11 protein-coding genes and 1 riboswitch are annotated in these 12,393 nt (G+C 62.6%); of the genes, 6 read left to right on the top strand and 5 right to left on the bottom strand.

Annotated elements, in window-relative coordinates:
* Nucleotides 1-8: 8 nt before the first annotated feature.
* From leuC to PG892_RS00045, 3 genes are all read left to right on the top strand, one after another.
* A complete protein-coding gene (gene leuC / locus PG892_RS00055; RefSeq protein ID WP_104454709.1) occupies nt 9-1,406 on the top strand; it encodes a 3-isopropylmalate dehydratase large subunit in 1,398 nt (465 codons plus the stop codon).
* 12 nt (nt 1,407-1,418) lie between these two features.
* Complete coding sequence (gene leuD / locus PG892_RS00050) at nt 1,419-2,018, top strand: 3-isopropylmalate dehydratase small subunit (RefSeq protein ID WP_109111918.1); 600 nt, start codon at nt 1,419-1,421, stop codon at nt 2,016-2,018.
* A gap of 112 nt (nt 2,019-2,130) precedes the next feature.
* Nucleotides 2,131-3,060, top strand: coding sequence for a hypothetical protein (locus tag PG892_RS00045; RefSeq protein WP_048208321.1), 930 nt, complete (start codon nt 2,131-2,133; stop codon nt 3,058-3,060).
* A gap of 51 nt (nt 3,061-3,111) precedes the next feature.
* Here PG892_RS00045 and PG892_RS00040 read toward each other — a convergent pair whose 3' ends face one another.
* A complete protein-coding gene (locus PG892_RS00040; RefSeq protein WP_010673149.1) occupies nt 3,112-3,402 on the bottom strand; it encodes a PilZ domain-containing protein in 291 nt (96 codons plus the stop codon).
* Between the two features lie 91 nt (nt 3,403-3,493).
* Nucleotides 3,494-3,584: riboswitch (TPP riboswitch) on the top strand.
* Between the two features lie 83 nt (nt 3,585-3,667).
* Between PG892_RS00040 and thiB the strand changes: the two genes are divergently transcribed.
* The 3 genes from thiB (at nt 3,668) to thiQ (ending at nt 7,101) form a co-directional block, all read left to right on the top strand.
* Nucleotides 3,668-4,648, top strand: a complete 981-nt coding sequence (gene thiB / locus PG892_RS00035; RefSeq protein ID WP_109111917.1) for a thiamine ABC transporter substrate binding subunit — start codon at nt 3,668-3,670, stop codon at nt 4,646-4,648.
* Nucleotides 4,624-6,252, top strand: a complete 1,629-nt coding sequence (gene thiP / locus PG892_RS00030) for a thiamine/thiamine pyrophosphate ABC transporter permease (protein WP_042016674.1) — start codon at nt 4,624-4,626, stop codon at nt 6,250-6,252. Before thiB ends, thiP begins: the two co-directional genes overlap by 25 nt.
* Nucleotides 6,253-6,393: 141 nt before the next feature.
* The gene (gene thiQ, locus PG892_RS00025; protein WP_052816553.1) at nt 6,394-7,101 is read left to right on the top strand and encodes a thiamine ABC transporter ATP-binding protein; all 708 of its coding nucleotides are present in this window, start codon (nt 6,394-6,396) and stop codon (nt 7,099-7,101) included.
* A gap of 66 nt (nt 7,102-7,167) precedes the next feature.
* Here thiQ and PG892_RS00020 read toward each other — a convergent pair whose 3' ends face one another.
* The 4 genes from PG892_RS00020 to PG892_RS00005 all read right to left on the bottom strand — a co-directional run bounded on the left by PG892_RS00020 (nt 7,168) and on the right by PG892_RS00005 (nt 12,242).
* Nucleotides 7,168-8,538 carry a PhoH family protein gene (locus PG892_RS00020; RefSeq protein ID WP_010673145.1) on the bottom strand — a complete coding sequence of 457 codons (1,371 nt, stop codon included), beginning with the start codon at nt 8,536-8,538 and terminating at the stop codon, nt 7,168-7,170.
* Nucleotides 8,539-8,744: 206 nt separating this feature from the next.
* Nucleotides 8,745-9,428, bottom strand: coding sequence for a TSCPD domain-containing protein (locus PG892_RS00015; protein WP_010673144.1), 684 nt, complete (start codon nt 9,426-9,428; stop codon nt 8,745-8,747).
* A gap of 9 nt (nt 9,429-9,437) precedes the next feature.
* Nucleotides 9,438-11,585, bottom strand: coding sequence for an adenosylcobalamin-dependent ribonucleoside-diphosphate reductase (locus PG892_RS00010; protein WP_109111928.1), 2,148 nt, complete (start codon nt 11,583-11,585; stop codon nt 9,438-9,440).
* Nucleotides 11,586-11,789: 204 nt separating this feature from the next.
* On the bottom strand, nt 11,790-12,242 hold the full coding sequence (locus PG892_RS00005; RefSeq protein WP_029313820.1) for a pullulanase: 453 nt from the start codon (nt 12,240-12,242) through the stop codon (nt 11,790-11,792).
* Nucleotides 12,243-12,393: the final 151 nt, after the last annotated feature.

Genomic DNA, 12,393 nt, shown 5'->3' with positions numbered 1-12,393 from the left:
ACCGAGCAATGTCCAAGACCCTCTATCAGAAAGTGTTCGACGCCCACGTGGTGCGGGAAGTGGAAGGGGAAACCCCTCTCATCTACATCGACCGTCATCTGGTGCATGAAGTGACCAGCCCCCAGGCATTCGACGGCCTGCGCGCCATGAACCGCCAGCTGCGTCGCCCGGATCTGACCTGGGCCACCATGGATCACAACGTCTCCACCACCACCAAGGACATCGCCGCCTCCGGCGAGATGGCCCGCATCCAGATGGAGACACTCGCCGCCAACTGCAAGGCGTTCGGGGTTCGTCTCTATGACTTGAACCACAAGTACCAGGGCATCGTCCACGTGATGGGCCCCGAGCTCGGCATCACATTGCCCGGCACCACCATCGTCTGCGGTGACTCACACACCGCCACCCACGGTGCCTTCGGGTCGCTCGCATTCGGTATCGGCACCTCCGAAGTGGAACACGTAATGGCCACCCAGACCCTGAAACAGGGCCGCGCCAAGACCATGCGTATCTCTGTCAACGGCAAACTGGCCGCAGGCATCAGCGCCAAAGACGTGGTGCTCGCCATCATCGGCAAGGTGGGTCATGCAGGCGGGACCGGCTACGTGGTGGAGTTCGCCGGTGAAGCCATCGAGGGGCTCACCATGGAAGGGCGCATGACGGTGTGCAACATGGCCATCGAGCTCGGCGCCAAAGCGGGTATGATTGCCCCCGACCAGACCACCATCGACTACATCCGTGGCAAGGAGTTCGCTCCCAAGGGGGAAGCGCTGGAACAGGCCATCGCCTACTGGCTGACCCTCAAAAGCGACGAAGGTGCCCACTTCGACGCCGAAGTGGTGCTCGACGCAGCCGACATCGCCCCGCAAGTGACCTGGGGAACCAACCCGGGCCAGGTGATTGCCGTCAATGAGCCCATCCCTGCACCGGAATCCTTCGCCGATCCGGTGGAGCAGCAGTCCGCCCGCAAGGCCCTCGCCTACATGGACCTGCAACCGGGCCAGAAGCTCTCCGACGTGGCCATCGACAAGGTGTTCATCGGTTCGTGCACCAACAGCCGCATCGAGGATCTGCGCGCGGCCGCCGCCATCGCCCGTGGCCGCAAGGTCGCCGCCGGGGTACAGGCCCTGGTGGTGCCGGGCTCCGAGCAGGTGAAGGCCCAGGCCGAGGCCGAGGGGCTGGACAAGATCTTCATCGAGGCAGGCTTTGAGTGGCGTTTGCCCGGCTGCTCCATGTGTCTGGCCATGAACAACGACCGGCTGCAACCGGGGGAGCGCTGCGCCTCCACCAGCAACCGCAACTTCGAGGGGCGTCAGGGTCGTGCCGGTCGCACCCACCTGGTGAGCCCGGCCATGGCCGCCGCCGCCGCCGTCACCGGCCGCTTCGCCGACATTCGCGCACTGTAAGAGGAAACAGCGATGACAGGATTCAAACAGCATAAAGGGATCGTCGTTCCCCTCGACAGCGCCAACGTCGACACCGACGCCATCATTCCCAAGCAGTTCCTGCAGAAGGTGAACCGCATCGGCTTTGGCAAGCACCTGTTCCACGACTGGCGCTTCCTGGACGATGCAGGCCAGCAGCCGAACCCGGCGTTCGTACTGAACCAGCCCCGCTACGCGGGGGCCAGCATCCTGTTGGCGCGGGAGAACTTCGGCTGCGGCTCGAGTCGCGAGCACGCCCCCTGGGCGCTGGCGGACTACGGCTTCAAGACCCTGATCGCTCCGAGCTTTGCCGACATCTTCTACGGCAACGCCATCAACAACGGCATGGTGCCGGTTCGTCTGAAAGAGGAGGAGGTCGACGCCCTGTTCCAGCTGGTCGCCGCCCAGCCGGGTATCGAGATCGAAGTGGATCTGGAGGCCAACCAGGTGCGTGCAGGCAGCCTCACGTTCGGCTTCGAAATCGACGAGTTCCGTCGCTACTGTCTGCTCAACGGGCTGGATGCCATCGGTCTGACCCTGCAGCACGAGGCCGCCATCAGCGCCTTCGAGGCGAAGCAGCCAAGCTGGATTTGACGAGCCTGCGACAAAAAAGCGAGTAGAATCAACAGGGAGCCGAGGCTCCCTGTTTTATTGTCGGGTCGCAGTACAAAGCCCGCCACCTCTGCATGTCCGACAGGAGACACCTATGTCCGCAAGGGGCGCCCTTTCATTGCTCTGCCTGCTGATCAGCCTCCCGGCCCTGGGCGGGCAGACCTCTTTCACCAACAGTGGCGGTCAGCTCAACGTCGGCTGGCAGGACAGAGAGGGCAAGGCGCAGCAGCTCAGCTATCGGCTGGAGGCGGGCAAGCTGCCCCCTCTCATCGCTTACCGTCCGGCCAGGATGCAGGAAGACGTACTGCAAAGCCTGCTGCAGCAGGCCCCCCTGGCGTTCCCCGAGGTGCAGTTCTCCCTCGTTCGCCCCGCCATGAGCCTCAGCATCAAGAGCCGCAACGCCGACAAGGCGCGGGAAGCCTCCCAATGGGTCAAGCCCGAGCAGGCCAAACTGGAGGCCGCCTGGCTCACGCAGCACTACTTCCAGCCCTTCACTGCCCCCGACGGCGCTCCCGCCATCAAGCAGGATCATGTGCGCATCGCCCTGGAAAGCCGGGACGAACTGGCCCCGTTGATGGAGCAGCTCAAGCAGGAAGGGGCCACCGAGACCGAGGCGCGCCAGAAGACGGTGGCCCACATGCTCGACTTCATCCAGGCCATCCCCTATCAACTGCTCGACAGCCAGTCGGGCCGCTCTGGCAAGGGGTTTCTGAGCCCGCGCCAGGTGCTGGAGCAGAACCGGGGGGATTGCGACAGCAAGGTGACCCTGATGGCCGCCCTGCTGGCCCAGGGGTATCCCGATCTCAAGCAGGCCATGGTGTTCGTGCCGGGACATGCCCTGCTGGGGGTGGCCCTGCCAGCCAAACCGGGGGACGCCACCTTGAGCCGGGCGGGGGAGACCTACCTCCTGATGGAGCCGACCGGCCCGGCCCAGCTGCCCATGGGCCAGCTCGCGCCCACCAGCAAGACGCTGGTCGACAGCGGCCAGTTGAGTGTGCAGCCGGTGCAGGATGAGGGGAAATGAGACAGGCCAGCCCATGGCTGGCCTGTCTCGAGGAGGACGGGCGCCCGGGTCTCAGGTGAGGGAGAGAAACTCCAGCGCCAGCAGGAGACCGTCTTCTTCCTCCAACACCCGCACGATGCGAGCCTGGGCCTCGAAGGGAGGCAGAAGATTGCTGCTGGTCGCCAGGCTCACCCGGATGGGCTGGGCCAGATCGAACTCGTGCTTGTTCACTTCGACGCCCATGCCGTTGGCGCTGAGATCCCGGCAGACCCCCTCCAGCACCTGCTGATGCTGGAACAGGGTGACGGGGGCATTGATGACCATGCGCTGGAAGGCACGTCTTTCCTTGGTGCTGGTGATCACTGGGGACTTCCTCCTTGGTGGTGGCTCGCACGATGCGGCCCGTGAAACATAGTGCTGGCCTCCCCCCAGGAACGCCAATACAATGCGATGCGTTGCTCAAACGGGGTGCGGTTTACCGCTGAGATTATACCCGTGAACCTGATCCAGATAATGCTGGCGGAGGAATTTGAGGCATGGCGCGCGTTTTTTGTGCCCTCATCCGCCGGCGCTCACCACACGCGAGGTGCCATTGATGAGCACCCCGACATCCACAGGAGTGCCATTGATGAAGACCCTGCTGCTGATCGCCACCAGCCTGCTCTCTGCCCAGGCGTTTGCCGCCGACACCCTCACCGTCTACACCTACGGCTCCTTCGCCGCCGAATGGGGGCCGGGTCCCAAGATCAAGCAGGCCTTCGAGAAGGAGTGCGGCTGCACCCTCAATCTGGTGCCCCTCGAGGATGGCGTCGCCATCCTCAACCGGCTGCGGCTGGAAGGCCAGCACAGCAAGGCCGACATGGTGCTGGGGCTGGACGATGCCCTCATCAGCGAGGCCAAACAGAGCGGCCTGTTCGCCCCTCATTCCACCAGGCTCGATGACCTCAAGGTGCCGGGTGGCTGGCAGGATGACACCTTTGTCCCCTATGACTACGGCTACTTCGCCTTCGTCTATGACAGCAACAAGCTCAAGCAGCCCCCCAAGAGCCTGAAGGAGCTGGTGGCGCGCCCCGATATCAAGGTGATCTATCAGGATCCCCGCACCTCCACCCCGGGTCAGGGCCTGATGCTCTGGATGAAGTCGGTCTACGGGGATGAGGCACCGACCGCCTGGGCGCAACTGGCCAAAAAGACGGTCACCGTCACCAAGGGGTGGTCAGAGGCCTACGGCATGTTCCTCGACGGCGAGGCGGACATGGTGCTCTCCTACACCACCTCCCCCGCCTATCACCTGATTGCCGAGAGCAAACCCCAGTACCGGGCGGCCGCGTTCGAGGAGGGTCACTACCGCCAGGTGGAAGTAGCCGCCAAGCTCAAGGGCGCCACACAGGGCAAACTGGCTGACCAGTTCCTGCAATTCATGGTGAGCCCCGCCTTCCAGAACGAGATCCCCGGCGGCAACTGGATGTATCCGGTGACAGACGTGGCGCTGCCCAAGGGGTTCGAACAGATGATCACCGTAGCTAAGCCACTCACCTTCAGCTCTGACGAGGTAGCCGCCAACCGCAAGGGGTGGATCCGCGAATGGCTGCAAGCCGTCACCCAGTGAGTTCAGGTCGTCGCACCCTCTGGTGGCTGCCCGGCAGTGCAGCCACCCTGGTCATCCTGCTGCTCTCCATTGGGCCGCTGGTCGCCCTGTTGTGGCAGGCGGGGGCCCTCTCCCCCCGCGCCCTGCTAGGCGATCCCTACCTGCGCCACGTGCTGGGTTTCAGCCTCTGGCAGGCACTGCTCTCCACCCTGCTGAGCCTGGGGCTTGCCATCCCGGTGGCCAGAGCCCTGGCGCGACGCCGTTTCACCGGACGCCGCCTGCTGCTCAAGCTGTTCGGTCTCTCCCTGGTGTTGCCGGTCATCATCGCCATCTTCGGCATGGTGGCGGTGCACGGTCGTCAGGGCTGGTTGCCGCAACTGCTGCACGGCCTGGGCCTGGATCCCGGCAACTATCTCTATGGCCTGTTCGGCATCCTGCTGGCCCATGTCTTCTTCAACATGCCGCTGGCCGCCCGCCTCATCCTGCAGAGCATAGAGAGCATCCCCGAGTCCTCCTGGCGCCTCGCCAGCCAGCTCGGCATGCGCTCCTCCCACATCTTCCGGCTGCTGGAGTGGCCGCTCATCCGCGGCATATTGCCGGGGCTCGCCAGCCTCATCTTCATGCTCTGCTTCACCAGCTTCACCACAGTGCTGGCGCTCGGGGGCGGCCCCAAGTCCACCACACTGGAGGTGGCCGTCTACCAGGCGCTGCGCTTTGACTTCGATCTCGCCACCGCTGGCGGGCTCGCCCTGGTGCAACTACTGCTGACCCTGGCCCTGCTCCTGCTGCAACACAAGCTGCAGACCACCCCGGCCAGTCGCCTCACCAGCCGTCGCCCCTGCCTGCGTCCCGACAGACACCAGAAGGGCAGCGCGCTGGTGGATGGCCTTGCCCTGACCATGGGGCTCGCCATCTTCCTGCCGCCCCTGCTGGCCATCGTGGTCGCCGGGTTCAACCCCGGTCTGCTGGCGGCGCTCGGCTCACCCCGGCTGTGGCAGGCAGGGGGACAGTCCCTGGGCATAGCCCTGGCGGCGGGCTCCCTGGCCACTTTGCTCGGCGCCGGGCTGCTGCTCACCAGCCGGCATCTGAGGGTGCGGGATCGCAAACGGCGGGCCGCCGCCCTGTGGGAGGCCAGCGGCTCCATGATCCTGATGATCCCGGCGGTGGTGCTCTCCACCGGCCTCTTCATCCTGTTCATGCCTTTCACCGACGTCTTTGCCCTGGGCCCCTGGCTGGTGGTGCTGGTCAACGCCCTGATGGCGCTGCCCTATGTGCTGCGCACCCTCTCGGCCCCCATGCAACTGGTGGTGCGCCAGTACGATCGGCTGGCGGACAGCCTGGGGGTGCGCGGCCTGCATCGCCTGCGCCTGGTGGAGTGGCCCCTGCTGCGCCGTCCGCTGGCCCTGGCCATGGCGCTCTCGATGATATTGTCCCTCGGGGATCTCGGGGCCATCGCCATGTTCGGCAGCCAGACGCTCACTACCCTGCCCTGGCTGCTCTATCAACAGCTCGGCAGCTACCGGCTGACCGAGGCGGCCGCCACCGCCCTGCTGCTGCTCACCCTCTGCTTCTCCCTGTTCTGGCTGGTGGAGCGGGGGCTGGGAGGCAGGCATGTGGATCACTGATCCCCGGCGGCATTGCCGCCTCCCTACCCCCAGGATCCGGCCGGGCACGCCCCTGGGGCGCCCCTTGGAGCAGTCACTCACGCTGCCTTTCATCAATTTTTCTTACTTGTTGTTCTATAAAACGACATTCAGGAGCCAAACATGCTGGTAATTGAGGAACTGGTCACCAGTTATCCCGACTGGCAGGTGACCTTCAGTGCGACCTTGCCCAAGGGGGAGATCACCGCCCTCATCGGTCCGAGCGGCGCCGGCAAGTCCACCCTGCTCGGCATGATTGCGGGCTTCGTGCCGGTGGAGTCGGGCACCCTCACCTTCGACGGCCAGGATCTGCTGTCACTGGGCCCCGCCGAGCGCCCGGTCACCACCCTGTTCCAGGATCACAACCTCTTCCTGCACCTGTCGGTGTTCGACAACATCGCCATCGGCCTGCATCCCGGCCTGCGCTTGAATCCGGCCCAGAAAAGGCAGGTGCAGGAGGCCGCTGACAAGGTGGGCCTGGGGGAGATGCTGACGCGCCTGCCGGAGCAGCTCTCCGGCGGCCAGCAGCAGCGGGTGGGGCTGGCCCGCGCCCTGGTGCGGGGCAGGCCGCTGCTGCTGCTGGACGAGCCCTTCTCGGCCCTCGATCCGGCCCTGCGCCGGGAGATGCTGGCGGAGGTCGCCCGCCTCGCCTGCGAGCAGGGCATCACCGTGCTGATGGTCTCTCACAACCCCGAGGATGCCCAGCTCATCGCCGATCAGGTGCTTTTCATCGACGCAGGGCGCATCGCCTTGCAGGGCAAGCCGGATATCCTGCACAGCAGCGATCACCCCGGGCTGCTGCGCTACCTGGGCCGACCGAGAGAGGCATGAGATAGGCGGGATCAAAAAAGGGGAAGCCGTCCGACTTCCCCTTTCTCATGCAGAGATCCCGTCAAATCAGAGATTTTCCTCGGCGAACGAAGCCAGCCTGCTGCGCACCACCCCGTTCAGGAAGATGTTGGCACTGCCGTCGAAGTCCTTGAACCGCTCGACGATGTAGGTCAGACCCGAGGTCACCGGGCTCAGGTAGTTGGAGTCGATCTGAGCCAGGTTGCCGGAGCAGACGATCTTGGTCCCCTCCCCGCAGCGGGTGATGATGGTCTTGATCTGGGACGCGGTCAGGTTCTGGCACTCGTCCAGCAGCACGAAGGTGTTCTGGATGCTGCGCCCGCGCATGAAGTTGACCGATTTGAACTGGATATTGGCCTTCTCCATGATGTAGCTGAGCGACCCGCTCATGTTCTCGTCCTGCTTGTGCAGCACCTCCAGGGTGTCGGTCACCGCCGCCAGCCAGGGCATCATCTTCTCCTCCTCGGTGCCGGGCAGGAAGCCGATGCTCTCGGCAATTTCCGGGGTATTGCGGGTGACGATCACCTTCTCGTAGATCCCCTTCTCGATCACCAGCTCCAGCGCCGCCGCCATGGCGAGCAGGGTCTTGCCGCAGCCCGCCGGGCCAGTCAGGATCACCAGGTCGATGTGCGGATCCAGCAGGGCATCCAGCGCCATGCCCTGATAGACGTTCTTGGGATGCACCCCCCAGGCCTTGCGGGACATCAGCCGCTCGCGGCCGAGATCTTTCAGGCGGATCTTGTTGCCGTCGTGGCTCAGTACCCGCGCGGCAAAGAAGTTCTCCTCGTCCAGCAGGTACTGGTTGACGTGGACTCCCTCCAGCAGGTTGGCATCGATGACGTGGACCGTATCGCGGCCATGGGTTTCGCTGTCGCACTCGCCGACCCGCTCCCAGAAGCTGCCGGGCACCACCTGGAAGCCCTTGGCGAGCAGGCGGATGTCGTCGATGAGCTGGTCGCTGCGGTAATCCTCCACATGGGCAAGACCTGCTCCCTTGGCCTTGAGGCGCATGTTGATGTCTTTGGTGACCAGCACCACCTGACGCTTCATCTCGTGCTTTTGCAGGTAGAGGGCGGCGTTGATGATGCGGTTGTCCGCCTCCTTGTCGGTGAACACCTCGGCATCCTGGGGCAGATGGTGATCGCTGAAGATGGAGATACGGCCGCTCGCCTCGCCGGCCAGTGCCACTCCTTGCACTATCTGCTCCGGAGTCGCATCGCGGAAAACATCTTCCAGGGCACGGATGGCGATGCGGGCATCACGGCTGACGTCCTTCTGGCGATCCTTGATGTTGTCGAGCTCTTCGAGCACCGTCATGGGGATGAGCACGTCGTGCTCTTTGAAGGAGTAGATGGCGAGGGGTTCGTGAAGCAGAACGTTGGTATCCAGGATAAACAGCTTTCGGTCCGTGTTGTCCATAAGCATCCTCCTTGGCACTGAAGGTGCCACGTGTGTGAATCTCAGATGTCATTGAAACCACACGGCCGTGACAGTTTTATTACCCCCAACGCTACGCCCGAATTTACCGGTGCGCAACAAATCGCTGCCATCATGGGCGTCGTTCGAACATAAAATCAGCAACGAAAAGGCCGGCATGTTGCCGGCCTTTGGTGGCAATCAGCACCTCAACCGCACTTGGAATCCCCGCAATTGAGACAGGTCATGCAGCCATCCTTTTGCACCAGCGCCTTGGTGTGGCACTTGTAGCAGAGCGCGGCACTGGGTGGGAAACCGCTGCCCGCCGGCTGCTCTTCTGCCTGTTGCTGTGCCTGCAATTGCGCCTGCTTCTCGGCCAGGAACGCCTGCTGGTGCTCGTCCAGCCCGGGCACCTTGAGCATGCCGATCTCGGTGAGATGGGTTTCGATCACATTGCCAATTTCAGCGATGAGCGAAGGCACGTACTTGCCCTTGTTCCAGTAGCCCCCCTTGGGATCGAACACGGAGCGCAACTCCTCCACCAGAAAGGTGACGTCCCCTCCCTTGCGAAACACCGCCGAGATGATGCGGGTCAGCGCCACTATCCACTGATAGTGCTCCAGGCTCTTGGAGTTGATGAAGATCTCGAACGGGCGCCGGGTCTCGTGCACCGTGCCCTCGTTGAGAATGATGTCGTTGATGGTGATGAACAGCGAGTGCTCGGAGACATGCTCCGGCGTCTTCAGCTTGTAGGTGGTGCCCATCAACCGTTCCGGGCGCAGCACGGTTTCATGCATGTGCACCACGTCATCCTGGGGCGTCGGCGCATCTTGCGGCTCATCCCGGGTTTTTACCTTGTAGGCGACGATTTTTCTGTCGATCTTCTTGACCATGTCTCGTCCTCAGAACTTGCCGTAATAGCCTTCTTTCAAGGCGTCATAGAGGTTGGCGGCGGTGTGCAGCTCGCCATCGTATTCGATCTCCTCGTTCCCCTTCGCCGTGATGACGGTGCCATCTTCCAGGGTAAACTCGTAACTGGTGTTCTCCAGATCCTTCTCCTTCACCAGCACGCCCTGGAAGGCGGCCGGGTTGAAGCGGAAGGTGGTACAGCCCTTGAGACCGGAGTCCGAGGCATAGAGGTAGATATCCTTGAACTGCTCGAACGGAAAATCGGTCGGCACGTTGGCGGTCTTGGAGATGGAGGAGTCGATCCAGCGCTGGGCCGCCGCCTGGATATCCACGTGCCCGGTCGGCGTGATGTCGTCCGCGGTAATGAAGTAATCCGGCAGGCGGCTACCTTCCTCCTCGGCATAGGGCATGGCGGCCGGGTTCACCAGCTCGCGATAGGCCAGCAGCTCGAAGGAGTAGACATCCACCCTCTCCTTGCTCTTCTTGCCCGGCTTGATGACATTGCGGCTGTAGTGGTGGGCAAAGCTCGGCTCGATGCCGTTGCTGGCGTTGTTGGCGAGCGACAGGGAGATGGTACCGGTCGGCGCTATGCTGCTGTGATGGGTGAAGCGTCCGCCCACCTCGGCCAGCTCGGCCACCAGAGCGGGATCCACTTCGGCCACCTGCTGCATGTAGCGGCTGTAGCGGGCATGCAACACCTTGCCCTTCACCTTGTCGCCGAGCTTGATGCCATCTGCCGCCATTTCGGGGCGCAGACGCAGCATCTTGCCGGTGACTTCGAACTCCTGCTCCATGATGGGGGCGGGCCCCTTCTCCTTCGCCAGACGCAGAGACTCCTGCCAGCCGGTCATCGCCAGCTCCTGGGAGACCTGTTCGGTGAAGGCGACGGAGGCCGCAGAGCCGTACTTGATGCGCAGCATGGTGAGGGTCGAGCCCAGCCCCAGGAAGCCCATGCCGTGGCGACGCTTGGCGGTGATCTCCTCGCGCTGCTTGGCCAGCGGCAGCTGGTTTATCTCCACCACGTTGTCGAGCATGCGGGTGAAGATGGCCACCACCTTGCGAAACGCGGGCCAGTCGAAGGCGGCCTGCTCGGTGAAGGGATCGCGCACGAAGGTGGTCAGGTTGACCGAGCCCAGCAGGCAGGCCCCATAGGGCGGCAGAGGCTGTTCACCGCAGGGGTTGGTGGCACGGATCTCTTCGCAGAACCAGTTGTTGTTCATCTGGTTCACCTTGTCGATCAGGATGAAACCGGGCTCCGCATAGTCGTAGGTAGAGGTCATGATGACGTTCCACAGCTTGCGCGCGGGCAGGGTCTTGTAGACCTTGCAGGCCACCTGACCCAGCTCGTTGATCACCACCCCCTCCTTGTTGGGCCAGTCCGCCCAGACCACCCTCGCAGGGTCATCCAGCGTGATGCCATCCTGCTCCACCTCCTTGGCTGTGTAGGGGAAGATCAGTTGCCAGGGGGCATCCTCCTTCACCGCACTGACGAACTCTTCGGTGATGAGCAGGGAGAGGTTGAATTGACGCAGGCGACCATCCTCCCGCTTGGCCTGGATGAACTCGACGACATCGGGGTGACGGATATCCATGGTGCCCATCTGGGCGCCACGACGGCCACCGGCAGAGGAGACGGTAAAGCACATCTTGTCGTAGATATCCATGAAGGAGAGCGGCCCGGAGGTATAGGCCCCCGCTCCCGAGACGAAGGCTCCACGCGGTCGCAGGGTCGAGAAGTCGTAACCGATGCCGCAACCCGCCTTCAGAGTCAGCCCCGCCTCGTGCACCTTGCCGAGGATATCGTCCATCGAATCCTCAATGGTGCCGGAGACGGTGCAGTTGATGGTGGAGGTCGCCGGCTTGTGCTCAAACGCCCCGGCGTTGGAGGTGATACGGCCCGCCGGAATGGCACCATTGCGCAGGGCCCACAGGAAGGGTTCATACCAGGTGTCGGGTTCGCGCTCCTGCGCAGCCAGCGCGCGAGCGACACGCTGGTAGGTCTCGTCGATGGAGCCGTCGATGGGGGTGCCATCCTTGCTCTTGAGACGATACTTGCTGTCCCAGATCTCGAGAGACGTCTCCTGCAGAGGGATCTGGCGGCTGGCGGTGACGCCCTCCAGTACCGGAATGGATTTAGCCATGGTCAATCAACCTCCTGTGAATGGGGCAATATCGTGACAAGAATACTACCAGTAGTAAATTTAAGAACTTAAAACACAATATGTTGTGATTCATCCGTCGTAAGGGCGCCGATTTTATCCTAAAAAAATGCCCCGGCCAGCAGATTTCTGGGCCAGGGCATTTAACCGGTTCAATTTCCGAGAGATTTAAAGCGAGAGACTATCTCAGGGTTTCTTGACGTATACGCTCGGTGTCTCACCCGCCATATTCAGATAGAACTCATAGACGCCATCCGCTTCGGGCGAGAACTTCATGTCCTCATACTTGGAGCACGGGTTGACCGGTACAGGTTCCCCGCCGAGCACGGCAACGCCATCGCTCGGGCTCTTGTAACCGAAGTTGGTGCCACAACTCCAGCCGGAGTCGGCAAACTTGAACTTGTAAGGAGCCCACTCTTTCTTGAGCGTCCCCTTGGCCATGTAGAGCTTGTCGGCAACCTTGACGACCTTGCTTTCGTCGGTGGCCATCCAGTCGTTCATCTCACCACGCAGGTAGATGGACTTGCCGCCGAAGTCGCTGTTGTCCGCCGCCGCCTGCTCTGCACCACCATTGGATGCGCAACCGCCTAATACCAGGGTTCCCGCCGCCAGCATCATCGTTACTGTTCTTTTGAACATGTGTCCATTCCTCAAATTATTGTGATACCAATCGGATTAAACATTAGGTCAGTTTTATCCAATCTCGGCTACAAAGTGACATCACCCGCTCCACATCGGCAATAAAGTGCTTCCAGGCCGATGTGCAGGCATCAAGGATGTCGTCGTAATC

The organism is Aeromonas sp. QDB68, from assembly GCF_027707405.1.
Taxonomy (GTDB): domain Bacteria; phylum Pseudomonadota; class Gammaproteobacteria; order Enterobacterales; family Aeromonadaceae; genus Aeromonas; species Aeromonas caviae.
This window is presented reverse-complemented; position numbering and strand designations above follow the sequence as displayed.

Excerpts from the sequence above, each read along its gene's own strand:
- leuC (WP_104454709.1), top strand. The coding sequence starts at position 9 with ATGTCCAAGACCCTCTATCAGAAAGTGTTCGACGCCCACGTGGTGCGG.
- thiQ (WP_052816553.1), top strand. The coding sequence starts at position 6,394 with ATGCTGGTAATTGAGGAACTGGTCACCAGTTATCCCGACTGGCAGGTG.
- leuD (WP_109111918.1), top strand. The coding sequence starts at position 1,419 with ATGACAGGATTCAAACAGCATAAAGGGATCGTCGTTCCCCTCGACAGC.
- PG892_RS00015 (WP_010673144.1), bottom strand. The coding sequence starts at position 9,428 with ATGGTCAAGAAGATCGACAGAAAAATCGTCGCCTACAAGGTAAAAACC.
- thiP (WP_042016674.1), top strand. The coding sequence starts at position 4,624 with ATGGCTGCAAGCCGTCACCCAGTGAGTTCAGGTCGTCGCACCCTCTGG.
- PG892_RS00020 (WP_010673145.1), bottom strand. The coding sequence starts at position 8,538 with ATGGACAACACGGACCGAAAGCTGTTTATCCTGGATACCAACGTTCTG.
- PG892_RS00005 (WP_029313820.1), bottom strand. The coding sequence starts at position 12,242 with ATGTTCAAAAGAACAGTAACGATGATGCTGGCGGCGGGAACCCTGGTA.
- PG892_RS00010 (WP_109111928.1), bottom strand. The coding sequence starts at position 11,585 with ATGGCTAAATCCATTCCGGTACTGGAGGGCGTCACCGCCAGCCGCCAG.
- thiB (WP_109111917.1), top strand. The coding sequence starts at position 3,668 with ATGAAGACCCTGCTGCTGATCGCCACCAGCCTGCTCTCTGCCCAGGCG.
- PG892_RS00045 (WP_048208321.1), top strand. The coding sequence starts at position 2,131 with ATGTCCGCAAGGGGCGCCCTTTCATTGCTCTGCCTGCTGATCAGCCTC.